This is a genomic window from Acidithiobacillus ferrooxidans ATCC 23270, from assembly GCF_000021485.1.
Taxonomy (GTDB): domain Bacteria; phylum Pseudomonadota; class Gammaproteobacteria; order Acidithiobacillales; family Acidithiobacillaceae; genus Acidithiobacillus; species Acidithiobacillus ferrooxidans.
The window spans coordinates 2,453,559-2,467,886 of record NC_011761.1 but is presented as its reverse complement, the minus strand read 5'-3'; the positions used below and the strand labels follow the sequence as shown (position 1 = coordinate 2,467,886).

The following is a 14,328-nucleotide window of genomic DNA, read 5'->3' as shown; positions in this document are numbered from 1 at the left end:
ACTCTTTATGATTGCATTGACTTTTAGTCAGGATATCGATTGCATTCTGGCTGGTGTAATCGTGGGATTTTCCTTGGGATTGATTGGCGGCGGTGGCTCCATTCTTGCTGTTCCATTGTTGCTCTACTGGGTCGGTGTACACGATCCTCATCTAGTTATCGGCACGACGGCGCTAGCTGTGGGTATCAATGCTTTCATAAATCTGATTCCGCATGCGCGTGCCGGTAATGTACGCTGGGCAGTCGCCATACGTTTTACTATTGCTGGTATTATTGGAGCTTTTGCCGGTGCTGAGTTGGGGAAAGCGATCAATGGAAAATATCTACTCATCCTCTTTGCACTGCTCATGCTTTGGATTGCTGTAAGTATGTACCGGACACGAGAAAAACAGCCAGTGGTTCATAAAAATATACCCAAACACCATGCTTGGGTATATTTTTATGGCGGTGGCACCGGTGTTTTATCAGGTTTTTTTGGCATTGGTGGTGGTTTCCTCATTGTTCCTGCACTGATGCGTTCTGCGCGGTTGCCTATTTTGAATGCCGTCGCTTCCTCATTATTAGCCGTGGGAGCCCTAGGCACAGCCACTGCCATCAGCTATTCCCTGGAGGGCCTTGTAGACTGGCGTATTGCTGCGGAATACATAGCTGGTGGAATCCTGGGGGGATGGTTGGGGGCACTTAGTGCCGATAAACTGGGACAGCGCAAAGCGGCGTTGAATGATATCTTTATCGGTGCCATAGTTTTGGTCGCCATTTATATGTTATACAGAGAAATGGGCTATTTCATATAAACTTATATGCCTTACAGGGCCGTACGATCTGGATCGTGCACACTGGTTGGATAGGCAGCAAGTTATGTTTTGCATTGGCATCATGAAAATCAATCAGGCTCCTCGGTATTTCAAGTGGGTAACTGGAAGTCCAGCTTGCCCAGGATGAGATAGGCCATGTTGATGAAGTTTTTTCGGGTCCGGTATCCCCGTGCCTTGGATTTGGCGGACTGCAGGAGACTGTGAAACCTTCGAAGATGCCGTTGCTGATGTGCCTTTCAAACCCAGGCCAAACTGACGGAGCGACTGTTCACGGACGTCCATGCTTTGCTGCGGGAAGCCGGCTACGCCGCCCGGGCTGGGCAAATCATCGACGCGAGTTTTGTGACGGTTTCCCGGCAACCCATGCGTCGAAAGGAGCGGGAGTGCGTCAATCAGGGTGAAGTGCCTACCGCGTGGCAGGACCAGCCGGCTCAGCGTCGCCGGAAAGACATGAGCGCACGCTGGGTCAAAAAGAACGGCCAGAGCCATTTCGGTTACAGGAATCACATTAAAAATTTGCTAAACTGAAAGAGTGACGGGGGAGAATCTATCCACCGCAAACGACGAAAAAGTTTATTACTCGAAGTGCCCGGATTGTAATCTGGGCCAATCCAAGGAGTATCATTCATGACCCATTCAACGGATTACGTGCCCCCAAAGGTTTGGGCCTGGAACAAGGCCGAAACAGGGAATGCAGTCACTCTTCTCAATCGTCCTGTTTCAGGACCAACCCACGATAAAGAACTCCCCGTCGGGCGTCACCCACTCCAACTTTACTCTCTCGCGACGCCAAATGGCCAAAAAGTGACTATTCTTCTGGAAGAATTGTTGGCGCAGGGCCATGTCGGTGCAGAATACGATGCGTGGCTCATCAATATCCGTGACGGGGACCAATTTGGAAGTGGCTTTGTAGCGGTGAACCCGAATTCCAAGATACCAGCTCTGATGGACCACAGCGGTTCACAGCCTATTCGGGTTTTTGAGTCTGGTGCGATCTTGCTGTACCTGGCCCAGAAATTTGCGGCGTTCCTGCCTACCGATCCAGGTACGCGCGCCGAATGCCTATCATGGCTATTCTGGCAGATGGGGAGCGCACCCTACCTGGGCGGCGGGTTTGGTCATTTCTACGCCTATGCTCCCACGAAGATTGAATATGCAATCAATCGCTTTGCTATGGAAGCAAAGCGGCAGCTTGACGTGCTCGATAAGCGGCTCTCAGAAAATGAATACATAGTAGGCAGAGAATATACAATTGCTGACATGGCTATCTGGCCCTGGTATGGTGGTTTGGTCAAAGGCTGGCTTTACGATGCTGCGGAGTTTCTTTCGGTAGAGGATTACCCGAACGTTCAGCGCTGGGCAGAAAACATTTACGCCCGCCCTGAGGTGCAGCGCGGGATCAAAGTCAACCGTATCGTTGGTGAACTTTCCAGTCAGTTGCATGAACGGCATGATGCGAGTGACTTTCATCTGCGCACGCAAAACAAGCTCGTAAATGCCAACCCGTAATCGAAAATAACGACATACATTAACCATTATTCCCTAATGTTCCCAGCGTTTCCTGCCTCCACTGTCCCGCAAACTGGTGGGCAGCCAGGCTTATTGATGGTGCCGTTTGTGAGTGTGCGTCCAACCTTTTATCACCACCAATCCCGCCCGTCATCTGCCATACGTTAGAGGCCACGCCAAATCTGCTTCATACCTCCGCGATAATATGGAGCAGCGCCATGCCAGTAGAGAACCTATCAGCCATTGTCTTTTCCAAGGCCCCACCGCCGCCGAAAGGAAAAACATCACCACGCAGAAAACCAAAAGAAATCGACCAATACGGCTTGTTGGGTCAGGAAGAGTATGGGGTTCTGCGGGAAATCGAGGGCGATCAGAAAATCCTTCATCACCATCGCGTGCAAGAGATACAGTCTTGCGCAAAAAAGCGAACCGCTCAAAAGGCTAAGGCCGCTGCGCCATGGCATCAGTCCGGCCAACCGGCTTTTTAGGTTGGCCCCATTCTCCGGGAGACTGAGGGGTACGGGGAAAAGCAGTGGCAACAGGTGATGGCAACAGCATTTTGTCCCTTTGCGCCCGGAAGGTCAGCCAATCGATACTTGAATGCATCCATTGCCGGGTCGATGGCGTGCGGCCTATGCTGAAACCTATGTCGAAAGGGAGGTGTTACCATGCATACGGAACGCCATGTACGTTTTTTTCGGAATGGCCGCAATCAAGCGGTTCGCATTCCCCGTGAGTTCGAGATGGACGCGCAAGAGGCCATCATGCGGCGTGAGGATGATCGCTTGATTATCGAGCCCGTAAAACGCAAAGGGCTTCTGGCCACTCTGGCGAGTCTTTCTGCCTTGGATGAGGAGTTCCCGGATACGGATCGCGATCTTCTCCCGCTGGATGACATCGAATGGTGAGTGGGAGCCGTCGCTACCTGCTGGACACCAACATTCTGTCGGATTTGATCAGGCATCCACAGGGTATAGTGGCAAAAGATTACCGTTGTCGGCGAGGCGGCCGTATGCACCTCCATTGTGGTGGTTTGTGAATTACGGTATGGCGCAGCAAAGAAAAATTCTCCCCGACTCACAGAACAGGTGAACGCCGTTATCGCGGCCATGGATGTGCTCCCCTATGACACGCCGGTCGATCAGGCTTATGCGGAAATCCGTCAACACCTTGCCGCCTACGGCCAGCCCATTGGTCCGAATGACTTGCTTATTGCCTCCCATGCACTGGCAGTCAAGGCCATATTGGTGAGCGCCAATGTGGGCGAGTTTTCCCGAGTGCCCGGGCTCATAGTGCACAATTGGCTGCAGTGATCAAAAAGCCTCTACAACAAGGCCTTCATCTTGAAAACCTACTGTTCGTCGGGCTGGCAATTCATATATAACCTGGCAACCTTATGGTAGGTAGTTCTAATGGGCGATTAGCAGCGTAACCGGTCATCCAGAAATTTGTGGTAAATGCGCCTCATGAACTCTGCTAGGCTCAAAGGTGACCATGCGAGTAATCCCGATCTCTATGCTGCTGAGCTGCGCCATGATCGCGTAATTGCACTCATGCTGAGTTTTCCAAATCAGATTGTCTTCCGCCATCCTGTGCCTTCCTTGGCATCCATGGAAAGATTATGGGTACCGGAGCAGAAGCAGGAGAGAGTCATCATCTCCTCACCTTACCCACAAATGCTACCGCCCTATGGACGGCTTTCGTCCAGAAATGGGGAAACCAGCCGGGCTGTGGCCCGGTTTGGACCCGCTCCGTTGTCTGGGCTAGAGCCGTGGATTTTGTGGGTAAGGGTATCGCCGTGCCCGATGCTTGACGTTCGCCCTATATGCTCTATATGTACCATCTCAAACACCAATGAAAAGGCGAGGAAGCCACCAGTGACAAATCGAAGAGCCGAGAGGCCAGGTGGAGAGCATGCATGGGTACTTGCAGCCGCTCTCGCCGTTATTGCTTTAGTCTTTGCGTGGATAATGATCCCGGCAATCTTTGCCGGAAACCCGTTCTCTAACGCCTTATTACCCTTATTGAAGATGGCAGGGAGCGTTCTTGCAGCTTTTGCAGGCATCGGTGCACTGAAGCTATATCTGGAGAAAAAGCGATGGCGAGAGCGTCAGAATGATCCTGTCCCTTTGAAAAATCGCAGCTACCAGCCACAGCGCGCGCCCTACGCAAGCCGCGTCAAGCCAGATACAACCTACTCCCAGCAGAAAGGTCATACAGTGCCCCAGCCCAATTCAAGCAGAGCGGAATGGAGTCTTGAGCTGCTGCGATCACTTGAGTGGAAGCGATTCGAGGATTTGTGCGACGAATATTCCAAGACAAAAGGTATGCGCACCCAGACCACCAGGCTTGGCGCTGATGGCGGAATAGATATCCGGATTTACCGTGAAACTGGGGATCCGATGGGCGTGATCCAGTGCAAGGCATGGAAAAAAGATATTGGCGTGAAGCTGATCCGCGAGCTTGCCGGAGTGATGGCTCATGAGAAGGTGAAAAACGGGGTTTTCATCACGACAAGTAGTTTCACGCCCGATGCCACGGTTTTTGCTGCTGCAAACGGGATTATCCTGCTAGATGGCAAAGAGTTCCTAAATGCGATAAAAACGCTGCCCGTGAGTGATCAGGAACATTTACTGACCTTTGCCACCTCCGGTGACTATACCACCCCGACCTGCGCTAAATGTGGCGTGAAGATGGTGCTGAAAAATGGGTATAGCGAGTTTTGGGGTTGTCCGAACTATCCACGGTGCCGTGAAACCATCAGGATTAGGGGCGGAGGGAGGAAGTAGACGATACACACCAATATGGTACGCAAAATGTGCGTATCAGGCCATCAGAGAGGAAATTATCCGCTAGATCGCCTTACCCACAAACTCCACTACCTTGTGGATGCCCAAGGGTCTGAAATTGGTAGCAGACACGCTACTGGCCAAGCTCTATGATCTGGGGATCACCCCGTCCCGGGGCAGAACGCTGAAATACTGTCCACAGTGGCCGGAGAGCGGCTTTGCTGACATCGACGCTGCACCGTTCTGGGTGCGTGACTTTATCGCCTGGTACAACCATGAGCATCGTCACAGCCGCATTTGCTTCGTCACCCCGGCCCAGCGTCACCGGGGCGACGATCACGCGCTGCTGGCGAAACGTCACGGACTTTATGAGGCGGCCAAGGCGAGAAATCCTGCCCGCTGGTCAGGCGGCACACGCAATTGGACATCCGTCGGTGCGGTAGATCTGAACTCGCAGCGGCAGGATAAAAAGGCGGCTTAAAAAATGGGTGACGCGACAACTACCTTGACAGACGCCGTATCCCTTCTTCCGAATTTTGGCTTGCCAGCCGACGAGGAGGTCTTCGCGGTCGTGGCGAGGTGTGAGCGTTGCCATTTAAAGTGTCCCGCACAGAGGTTCACTGTCCCGCAATTGTCCCTAAAAATCAATATAACGAAAAAGAGTTAGGCTATAATCGCCTAACTCCTTGTTTTATTGGGGTGGCTGACGGGGCTCGAACCCGCGACAACCGGAATCACAATCCGGGACTCTACCGACTGAGCTACAGCCACCATTGACAGAGCGCAGATCATACAATGGCCGACGCCCCGCTGCAAGGTCGGTAAAACGGTTATCAATCCATGAACAGCGAACTGACCGAGTCCTCTTCCGCAATCCGGCGGATGGTTTCGGCCAGCAACTCGGCAACGGACAGTACGCGGATCTTGCTGCTGGCCCGCGCATCCGGCCTGAGCGGTATGGTATCGGTGACGACCAGTTCGTCCAGATCGGATCGCTCGATGCGCTCCATGGCGGGGCCGGACAGTACCGGGTGAGTACAGTAAGCGCAGACCTTGACGGCGCCCCGCGCCTTGAGGGCATGGGCCGCTTCGCAGAGGGTGTTGGCGGTATCGACCATGTCGTCCACGAGAACACAGGTGCGGCCGTCCACATCTCCGATGATATTCATGACGACCGATTCGTTGGGACGCGGTCGGCGTTTGTCGATAATGGCGAGATCCACTTCGAGGCGCTTGGCAATGGCGCGGGCGCGGACGACACCGCCTACATCCGGGGAAACCACAATCAGCTCCGGATAGCTCTGGCGCCAGATGTCGCCGAGGAGAATGGGTGAGGCGTAAATGTTGTCAACCGGCACATCGAAGAAGCCCTGAATCTGGTCAGCATGTAGATCCATGGTGAGGACCCGGTTGGCACCCGCACTGGTAATGAGATCGGCGACCAGTTTGGCGGTGATGGCTGTACGTGAGCGTGACTTGCGATCCTGACGCGCATAGCCGAAATACGGCATGGCGGCGGTGATGCGATTGGCCGAAGCGCGTTTCAGTGCGTCGATCATGGTCAGCAGTTCCATGAGGTGATCATTGGTCGGCGTGCAGGTAGGCTGGAGCACGAAAACATCCCGTCCGCGCACGTTTTCCAGTATCTCAACAAAGACTTCGCCGTCGCTGAAGGCGCTGACTTCGGCACGGCCGATAGGAATTTGCAGGAAGCGCGCTACCTGGGCGGCCAGTACGGGATTGGCGTTCCCGCTGAAGACCATGAGATTGCCGTGGGCCATGTGATGTCGTTCTCTCTTCGCAGGTGGCAAAACAGTCCGAGGACAATTTGGCTGGGGCGCCAGGGATCGAACCTGGGAATGCCGGAATCAAAATCCGGTGCCTTACCGCTTGGCTACGCCCCAATAATCATTGCTCGGCGGGATCGTAAAGTGGGTGCTGGTTACGTCCGCGTACCGCCCATGCCCGCCAGGGCGGGGGCGCCAGCGCGGCCACCTGCTGTGCGGCAACGGCATCTGCCACCACTCCGAAAACGCAGGCCCCGCTACCCGTCAGCCGAACATCGCGCACGCCATGGTCTCTTAACCAGAGTATGCTGCGATGGACTTCGGGATAGCGGGCACACACCACGGATTCCAGAGTGTTTTCCGTCGCCCCGCCGAGAAACGCGCTTATTGTGATGGGCGCATGGTGCCGTGTCAATTCAGGGGCGGTGAATATCTCCCGGGTACTTACCGATATCTGCGGATGCAGCAGCACATAGTGGCTTTCCTGGAGGGCGTCGAGCGCCTGCAGGCGCTCGCCCACTCCCTCCGCCCAGGCGCTGCGCCCGAATAGGAACACCGGAACGTCGGCGCCAAGGCTGGTGCCGATCTCCATGAGTTCCGCGCGACTCAGACCGGTGCGCCACAGCCGGTTGAGCACGATGAGGGTGGTGGCGGCATCCGAGGAACCACCCCCAATGCCGCCCCCCATGGGCAGGATTTTTTCCATACGAATGTGGACCCCCTCGCGGACGGCACCGACCTCGGCCAAGCATTGCGCGGCGCGGATGCTGAGGTCATCGGCTTCTGCCACGCCTTTTGGTCCACCGCTGCGGGAAAATTGTCCGGCAGGGCGCGAGCTGAACCATAGCCGGTCGGCCAGGTCGATAAACTGAAACACCGTTTGCAGTTCGTGATAGCCGTCGCTGCGCTGGTCGATAACGCGCAGCATCAGGTTCAGTTTGGCGGGGGCGGGATAACTTTCGCTCATGGAGTGCCAGGTTCCCCCATACGCCATTGGGTGATGGCCAGGCGTAGGGTGATGCCCTCCGGCCCCGTGGCCTGGAGCAGCTTGGGCATGGTGAGGCCGCCTACCGGCGCATATTGGAGATATTGGATCCGCCAGGGGCCGCTGCGCAGGACTTCGGGCAGGCCTGCGGCATTCTGCTGCTCAGTCGCCGTACCGCGGCGCAGGCCAAGCATCCAGTCCGGCAACTCATTCGCCGGCAGATCAACATGGAGGACCAGCGCAAGGAGCGCCTCCAGAGTATCCGCCTGCCGGATATCTCCATTGGCCAGTTGCAGGTGCGCGCCTCGGGGATCAACGGTAATGCGGGCGACCGTGCGGCCGAGGGGGTCGTAAACGGAGAACTCCTGGCGCCCGGGAGACTGCTTCCAGTCGAATCCGAAGTCTTCACTGCTTTTGGGGGTGCTGAGTGCTGCCTGGCCGCTGGCCTGCCACTGTTTCAGGCTGGCGACGACCTGGTTTCTCTCGGCGGTCGGCAGGATGACCCTGGGGGATGGTGAAACGGGAGGGGTGGTCGCACAGGCGGACAGCACACCGGTAAGCAGGAGTGCGGCCAGTGTGCGAGCGGTGCTCCGGGACCGAAGCCGGGTGGGTGGCATGGCGTGGAGAATCCTCATGGCTGGCGGTTGAGAGCCCTTTGGAGGGCGGCATCATCTGGGTGTTTTTGCAGCGCGTGCTGCCAGACCTGCCGTGCCTCCGCATGGCGTCCCAGCGACCAGAGGACTTCTCCGAGGTGTGCGCTGATATCGGCCTCATCCGGCAATGCCGCATGGGCCCTCTGCAGATATCCCAGGGCTCGGTCATTGTCACCCCGCGCATGATAAAGCCAGCCGACGCTGTCGAGGATCTCGGGATTGTCAGGGCTCAGACTCAGGGCCTTGGTGAGCAATTTTTGTGCTTCGGCCAGATCGCTGTGCCGCTCCACCAGGCTGTAGCCAATGAAATTGTAGGCTTGTGCATGGTTCGGCGCGAGGTGGATAACCGTACGCATGGCCTTTTCCATGGCCGGATAATCTTTCAGTTGCTCATAGATGGCGCCCTGGGCGTACCAGAGGCTGGGCTGCTCCGGCATGCGTTGCAAGGCGTCGTTGATTACCTGCAGGGCCTGTGGAAGGTGACCGCTGTCCTGCAGCAGGCCCGCTTCCAGCAGCGGAATCTGCGCATCCTGCGGATGCGCGGCCGCCAGTGCCCGCAGTTTGTCGATAGCCTTGTCGTGATGACCCAGCAGGTATTCCACCCGGGCGCTGCGTAGTTCGACTGCAGGGTAGAGGGGGCCCGAATGGATGCGTTGGTACCACTGCAGCGCCTCTGCCCATCGGTCCTGTGCCTCGTAGAGGCGGCCCAGATAGTAGACCGGGACGGGGGACTGGGGCGCCAGATTCCGGGCACGCAGCAAAACGCTTTCCGCTCTCTTCCAGTCCTTCCGGTCGATGTCCATGAGTCCGAGAGAAAGGAGGATGTCGGGGTCATCGGGGTTCTGCCGCGCCATGTCCTGATAGAGGCGATAGGCCTGGGTCAGGCCGCCCATCTGAAGATAGAGCGCTGCCAGATATTGGCGAGCGAGAGTAGCCTCGGGATGGCTGGCGGTGAAGCTTTGAATGCTGCGCAAGGCGGCTGCCGGGCCTTGAACGGCCTGCAGGGCTTCGGCGAGGCTGATGGCGGCTTCCTGCCAGTCAGGACGGATGCCGAGCGCCTTCTCCAGCCAGGAGATAGCGTGTTCCGGTCGTTTTTCAAGAAGATCGATGCGCCCGAGCGCATAATAGGCGGCTGCGGATTTCGGGTCCTTGTCGGCCAATGCGCTTAGTAATCGCCGCGCCTCACCGCTGCGCCCGTGGGTCACCAATAACTCGGCGAACTGCAGGGTGACCTTCGGGTCGTCCGGGAAGCGGGCCAGTGTGGCCTGCAGCAATTGCAAGGCCTGCTCGTCCTGGCCTGTGGTCAGAAGCAACGCGGCTTCGAACTGATCCGCTTCGGCGCTTCCCGGGGCGGCCTGCCGCCAGCGTCTGGCGAGTTGCAGCGCATCCTGAAAATCGCCAAACCGGGCGATAGCCTGCGTTGCCCGCCTGAGAACATTGGGTTCTGGTGCCAGTTTGGCGGCTTTCTGCCAAGCGGGAATGGCCAGTTGCGGTTGCCGCTGTACAGTGGCGAACTCAGCCACCAGCAGATAGTAGAGCTGCTCCCCGGTCATGCCGTCTGATGGGGAATCGGCGGCCGCACCTCCGGCGGTAAGGCACAGTGCAATACCCGCCACGATGCCCCCAAGCCTGCTCCTCATCCGCTCGTTCTCCACGTTTTTGCCAGCGGGCACAATACCCGTTGGGGCTCCGGCTTGCAATCCTGTCCGGCATCGGCGACAATCCAGCCCCCTAATCGTCGCTCCGCAGGGACGGTCACCACCATTTTCTGCTTCGGACTGAGTCACCATACTGCCCCCATCGCGGTCCGGGAAAAAGTCGCTTTTTCTCCGGAGAGGCTTGCTGCAGCCTATCATGACCTGGCGGAGCAGGGCTTGGCTGCCGAGTCGCTGATCATATCCACCTGCAACCGCACGGAAATCTATGTTCACGGCGGCGCTGGCTACCATCGTCAGGCCTTGCAGGACTGGCTCTGCCATTTTCACGGCGTGGACCCGCGATTGCTGGATGGGCATATTTACCATTCGAGCGATGCGGAAGCCGTACGCCACCTGTTTCGCGTGGCCTGCGGGCTGGATTCCATGATCATCGGAGAGCCGCAGATTCTCGGTCAGGTCAAGGATGCCTACCAGGCGGCGGCGGATAACGGTGCCGCCGGGCCGGTATTGAATCGCCTGCTGCACTGGGCCTTCCGCGTGGCAAAGCGGGTGCGCTCGGAGACCGCCATTGGTTCGGCCCCGGTCAGTGTCGCCTATGCTGCCGTATGTTTGGCCAAGCAGTTGCTGGGCAGTCTCGAAGGCAAATCGGTGCTGTTGATCGGTGCCGGGGATACCATCGAGCTGGTGGCGACCCATCTGCGGGAGCATGGGGTGGAGAGATTCGCCGTAGCCAACCGCAGTGCGGAACGCGGTCAGCAACTCGCCGAAAAATTTACGGGCGACGCCCATGCGCTGGAGGCCATCCCCCATCTGTTGCAGGATGCCGATGTGGTGGTCAGTTGCACCGCGAGCCTGCTGCCCATAGTGACGCGGGAAACGATCTCCGCAGTCATGGCACGGCGGGCGCGGGGTGACCTGATGCTGGTGGATCTTGCCGTACCCCGGGATATCGCCCCGGAGGTGGAAGGTGTTGCGCAGTGTTTTCTCTATACGCTGGACGATCTGAACGATATCGCCCAGGCGGGCATGCGCGCCCGCCGCGAGGCGGCGTCGGCGGCGGAGCTGATCATTGCCGAGGAGGTCGGCGAGTTCCAGCAATGGCGGGAGAGTCTGGACGTGGTGCCCGCCATCCGTCGCCTGCGTGATCATGTGGAGGGACGACGCCAGGAGGAGCTACGGCGTTTTAGCCATTATCTGGATCAGGGGCAGGACCCTCGTGCGGTTCTGGAAGCCTTCTCCAAGGCCTTGATGAATAAAGTTCTTCACGACCCCATCGCGACCCTTCGCCAGCCTTGTCAGGACGCGACCAACGAAAGTCTGGTCGCGGCACTGGATATTCTCTTTCGTCTCAGTGACGCCGAAGGATGAGCCTCAGTCCGCGGTTGCAGAGCCAACTCGAGCAGTTGGCCTTTCGTTTTGACGAATTGAGTCAGTTGCTGGCGAGTCCTGGTGCGGCCGGCGATACCCAGCGTTTTCAGAGCCTCTCCAAAGAGTTGGGCGAGATTGGTCCGGTCCTGGAACTGCTCCGCCGTCATCAGCAGCGGCAGCGGGATCGGGACGAGGGCGGGCGTATGCTGCTGGAAGAACAGGATGCGGAACTGCGTGCGCTGGCCAGCGAAGAGGTTGCGGCGGCCGAGGCAGAACTCGACCAGATCGAAGCAGCCCTGCGGATACGCCTATTGCCCAAGGATCCCAATGATGATCGTAGTGTCTTTTTGGAAATTCGGGCAGGGACCGGTGGTGAGGAGGCCGCGCTCTTCGCGGGAGTGTTGGCCCGGATGTATACCCGTTATGCCGAGAGTAAGGGCTTTGGGGTAGTCATTCTTTCCGCCTCCGATTCGGAACGGGGCGGCTACAAGGAGGTCGTGCTGGAAATCAGTGGACGTGGCGCTTACTCCTGCCTGAAATTCGAATCGGGTGGACATCGGGTGCAGCGGGTGCCCGAGACCGAGACGCAGGGCCGTATCCATACTTCCGCCTGTACGGTGGCGGTGCTGCCCGAGGTGGATACGGTGAGCGAGATCACCATCAACCCCGCCGACCTGCGCATCGATACCTATCGTGCCAGTGGCGCGGGGGGGCAGCACATCAATAAAACCGACTCCGCCATCCGTATCACCCATGTCCCCTCCGGCATGGTGGTGACCTGCCAGGAAGACCGCTCCCAGCACAAGAACCGGGCGCGGGCCATGGCGCTGCTGCAGGCCCGTCTGCTGGAACAGGAGCAGGAGAAGCAGCAGAGTGCGGCGGCGCAGACCCGACGTCTGCTGGTGGGTTCCGGAGATCGCTCCGAACGCATCCGCACCTACAATTTCCCCCAGGGGCGGATCACCGATCATCGCATCAATCTCACGCTGTACCGGCTGGAAGCGGTGCTGGAGGGTGATCTCGATGCCGTTATCGAACCGCTGATCAAGGAATATCAAGCCGATCTCCTGCAGCATATGGGTGATGACCTCTGATTCAGGCGTAGCACACCCTCTGTCACGCAGCCTGCGCGACTGGCAGCATCATCTGCGCGAACGACTGCGGGTAGTCAGCGATCAGCCGGAGCAGGAAGCGCGCTGGTTGCTGGCCGCTGCCCTGGGGCTGGATGCGACAGCCCTGCTCCGCAATGCCTTGCTGCCCATTCCTGGGGACCAGGGAGAACAGATTGTCGCACTGCTCGACCAGCGCCTCGCAGGAGTCCCTCTGGCCTATTGTCTGGGCGAGTGGTCTTTTTACGGGCTGGACCTGCGCGTAAGCCCGGAGGTGCTGATCCCCCGTCCGGATACCGAGACGTTGGTGACCCTGGCTCTGGAGGGACTGGCGGAGGAGGGCGCGGTGCGCGTGCTCGATCTCGGCGCCGGTTCCGGGGCCATTGCCCTGGCCATCGCCCTGGCGCGGCCGCAGGCGGAAGTCTGGGGCGTGGAGCACAGCCCGGCGGCGTTGCGGGTGGCGCGCGCCAACGGTGCGCTTCTGGCGTCGCGGGTACATTGGCTGGAAGGCGACTGGTATGCGCCACTGGATGGCGCCCTGCGTTTTGACCGGATAGTAGCCAATCCCCCTTATCTGGCTGATGACGACCCTCATCTTCCCGATTTGCATCATGAACCCCGGGATGCCCTGGTGGCAGGCCCCCGTGGCCTGGAGTGCCTGGAACGCATCATTGCCGGCGCATATGAACGTCTCTCGACCAGCGGCATGCTCCTGCTGGAGCATGGTCCGGATCAGGGAGCCGCGGTGCGCCGCCTGCTCGGCAACGCCGGTCTCTGCGCCGTGCGGACCCGCTGTGATCTGGCGGGGCGCGAACGTGTGAGCAGCGGAACGAGGATCTAGCCATGCCCGAGTTGCCCGAGGTCGAAGTCACCCGTCTGGGTATCGCTCCCCATCTGCGGGGACGGCGCCTGGAGGGGGCCGTGGTGCGGGACAGCCGCCTGCGACTGCCCGTGAATGACGACCTTGCGGCGCGGGTGAGCGGGCAGCGTCTGCTGAACCTGCGGCGGCGGGGCAAGTACTTGCTGCTCGATCTGGAACGGGGAACGATCCTGATCCATCTGGGAATGAGCGGGCACCTGCGCGTCCTCCCCCAAAGCGCCCCCGTGCAGAAGCACGATCATGTCGATCTGCTGTTTGCGGACGATCTCTGTCTGCGCTTTCATGACCCGCGCCGGTTTGGAGCCGTACTCTGGCTTGACGATGCCGACCACCATCCCCTTCTGCAGCATCTCGGGCCGGAACCCCTGGGCGATGTCTTCGGCGCGGAGTACCTTTACCAGCGGGGCCGAAATCGGCAGATACCGGTCAAATCCTTCCTCATGGATGCCCATATCGTTGTGGGCGTCGGTAATATTTACGCCAATGAATCGCTGTTTGCGGCGGGTATCGATCCACGCCGTCCTGCGGGACGGATCGCCCTGCCGCGTTACATGAAACTGGTGCAGGCGGTGCGCACCGTCCTGGAGGCCGCCATTGCCCAGGGTGGAACGACCTTGCGTGATTTTACCCGACCGGATGGCGGGAATGGATATTTTCGACTATCTCTGGCGGTGTATGGACGAGAGGGGGAGCCTTGTACACATTGTGGTGCGCCGTTACAGGGCGTCCGCATCGGGGGCCGGGCGACGATCTATTGTTCCCAATGTCAGCGCTGA

Annotated in this window: 16 protein-coding genes, 2 tRNA genes and 2 pseudogenes; 12 read left to right on the top strand and 8 right to left on the bottom strand. The window is 58.4% G+C overall.

All coding sequences use genetic code 11. The features are described 5' to 3' along the window. Positions 1–7: 7 nt before the first annotated feature. Positions 8–793 carry a sulfite exporter TauE/SafE family protein gene (locus tag AFE_RS12750; protein ID WP_012537380.1) on the top strand — a complete coding sequence of 262 codons (786 nt, stop codon included), beginning with the start codon at positions 8–10 and terminating at the stop codon, positions 791–793. 110 nt (positions 794–903) lie between these two features. On the opposite strand, the pseudogene AFE_RS17125 reads toward AFE_RS12750, so the two are convergent. Then, positions 904–1,055: pseudogene (locus AFE_RS17125) on the bottom strand (transposase); the annotation flags it as partial. Between the two features lie 44 nt (positions 1,056–1,099). Here AFE_RS17125 and AFE_RS16415 point away from each other — a divergent pair. The 5 genes from AFE_RS16415 to AFE_RS12725 all read left to right on the top strand — a co-directional run bounded on the left by AFE_RS16415 (position 1,100) and on the right by AFE_RS12725 (position 3,636). After that, on the top strand, positions 1,100–1,342 hold the full coding sequence (locus AFE_RS16415; RefSeq protein ID WP_009561129.1) for a hypothetical protein: 243 nt from the start codon (positions 1,100–1,102) through the stop codon (positions 1,340–1,342). Between the two features lie 99 nt (positions 1,343–1,441). Then, entirely contained in the window at positions 1,442–2,323 is an 882-nt protein-coding gene (gene yghU, locus AFE_RS12740; RefSeq protein ID WP_012607524.1) for a glutathione-dependent disulfide-bond oxidoreductase, read from the top strand. Positions 2,324–2,541: 218 nt separating this feature from the next. Further along, entirely contained in the window at positions 2,542–2,811 is a 270-nt protein-coding gene (locus AFE_RS16235) for a hypothetical protein (protein WP_012537379.1), read from the top strand. A 180-nt stretch (positions 2,812–2,991) separates the two neighbouring features. Then, the gene (locus AFE_RS12730; RefSeq protein WP_009566530.1) at positions 2,992–3,231 is read left to right on the top strand and encodes an antitoxin; all 240 of its coding nucleotides are present in this window, start codon (positions 2,992–2,994) and stop codon (positions 3,229–3,231) included. A 117-nt stretch (positions 3,232–3,348) separates the two neighbouring features. Next, complete coding sequence (locus tag AFE_RS12725) at positions 3,349–3,636, top strand: PIN domain-containing protein (protein WP_012537378.1); 288 nt, start codon at positions 3,349–3,351, stop codon at positions 3,634–3,636. Positions 3,637–3,759: 123 nt separating this feature from the next. Here the strand turns inward: AFE_RS12725 and AFE_RS16410 are convergent, their stop codons facing one another. Then, complete coding sequence (locus AFE_RS16410) at positions 3,760–3,912, bottom strand: hypothetical protein (protein ID WP_009566528.1); 153 nt, start codon at positions 3,910–3,912, stop codon at positions 3,760–3,762. Positions 3,913–4,200: 288 nt separating this feature from the next. Here AFE_RS16410 and AFE_RS12720 point away from each other — a divergent pair, with 288 nt between their 5' ends. Further along, complete coding sequence (locus AFE_RS12720) at positions 4,201–5,112, top strand: restriction endonuclease (RefSeq protein ID WP_041646513.1); 912 nt, start codon at positions 4,201–4,203, stop codon at positions 5,110–5,112. Positions 5,113–5,239: 127 nt separating this feature from the next. Then, positions 5,240–5,593 (top strand): annotated as a pseudogene (locus AFE_RS12715) (IS3 family transposase); the annotation flags it as partial. 214 nt (positions 5,594–5,807) lie between these two features. Here the strand turns inward: AFE_RS12715 and AFE_RS12710 are convergent. From AFE_RS12710 to AFE_RS12685, 6 genes are all read right to left on the bottom strand, one after another. Continuing rightward, a tRNA-His gene (locus tag AFE_RS12710) sits at positions 5,808–5,883 on the bottom strand. Positions 5,884–5,945: 62 nt separating this feature from the next. After that, positions 5,946–6,893 carry a ribose-phosphate pyrophosphokinase gene (locus AFE_RS12705; RefSeq protein ID WP_009567132.1) on the bottom strand — a complete coding sequence of 316 codons (948 nt, stop codon included), beginning with the start codon at positions 6,891–6,893 and terminating at the stop codon, positions 5,946–5,948. A 48-nt stretch (positions 6,894–6,941) separates the two neighbouring features. Then, positions 6,942–7,016, bottom strand: a tRNA-Gln gene (locus AFE_RS12700). 4 nt (positions 7,017–7,020) lie between these two features. Then, the gene (ispE, locus tag AFE_RS12695; protein ID WP_012537374.1) at positions 7,021–7,866 is read right to left on the bottom strand and encodes a 4-(cytidine 5'-diphospho)-2-C-methyl-D-erythritol kinase; all 846 of its coding nucleotides are present in this window, start codon (positions 7,864–7,866) and stop codon (positions 7,021–7,023) included. Beyond that, positions 7,863–8,501, bottom strand: a complete 639-nt coding sequence (gene lolB, locus AFE_RS12690; protein WP_225487201.1) for a lipoprotein insertase outer membrane protein LolB — start codon at positions 8,499–8,501, stop codon at positions 7,863–7,865. Before lolB ends, ispE begins: the two co-directional genes overlap by 4 nt. A gap of 14 nt (positions 8,502–8,515) precedes the next feature. Then, the gene (locus AFE_RS12685) at positions 8,516–10,177 is read right to left on the bottom strand and encodes a tetratricopeptide repeat protein (RefSeq protein WP_012537373.1); all 1,662 of its coding nucleotides are present in this window, start codon (positions 10,175–10,177) and stop codon (positions 8,516–8,518) included. A gap of 54 nt (positions 10,178–10,231) precedes the next feature. Between AFE_RS12685 and hemA the strand changes: the two genes are divergently transcribed. From hemA to mutM, 4 genes are read left to right on the top strand one after another with little or no spacing between them, the layout of a single operon-like run. Beyond that, on the top strand, positions 10,232–11,563 hold the full coding sequence (hemA, locus tag AFE_RS12680) for a glutamyl-tRNA reductase (protein ID WP_012537372.1): 1,332 nt from the start codon (positions 10,232–10,234) through the stop codon (positions 11,561–11,563). Continuing rightward, complete coding sequence (gene prfA / locus AFE_RS12675) at positions 11,560–12,657, top strand: peptide chain release factor 1 (RefSeq protein WP_012537371.1); 1,098 nt, start codon at positions 11,560–11,562, stop codon at positions 12,655–12,657. Before hemA ends, prfA begins: the two co-directional genes overlap by 4 nt. After that, a complete protein-coding gene (gene prmC / locus AFE_RS12670) occupies positions 12,647–13,513 on the top strand; it encodes a peptide chain release factor N(5)-glutamine methyltransferase (protein WP_009567581.1) in 867 nt (288 codons plus the stop codon). The genes prfA and prmC overlap by 11 nt, the downstream gene beginning before the upstream one ends. 2 nt (positions 13,514–13,515) lie before the next feature. Continuing rightward, positions 13,516–14,328: a bifunctional DNA-formamidopyrimidine glycosylase/DNA-(apurinic or apyrimidinic site) lyase gene (gene mutM / locus AFE_RS12665; protein ID WP_009567582.1), complete on the top strand. Its 813-nt coding sequence runs from the start codon at positions 13,516–13,518 to the stop codon at positions 14,326–14,328.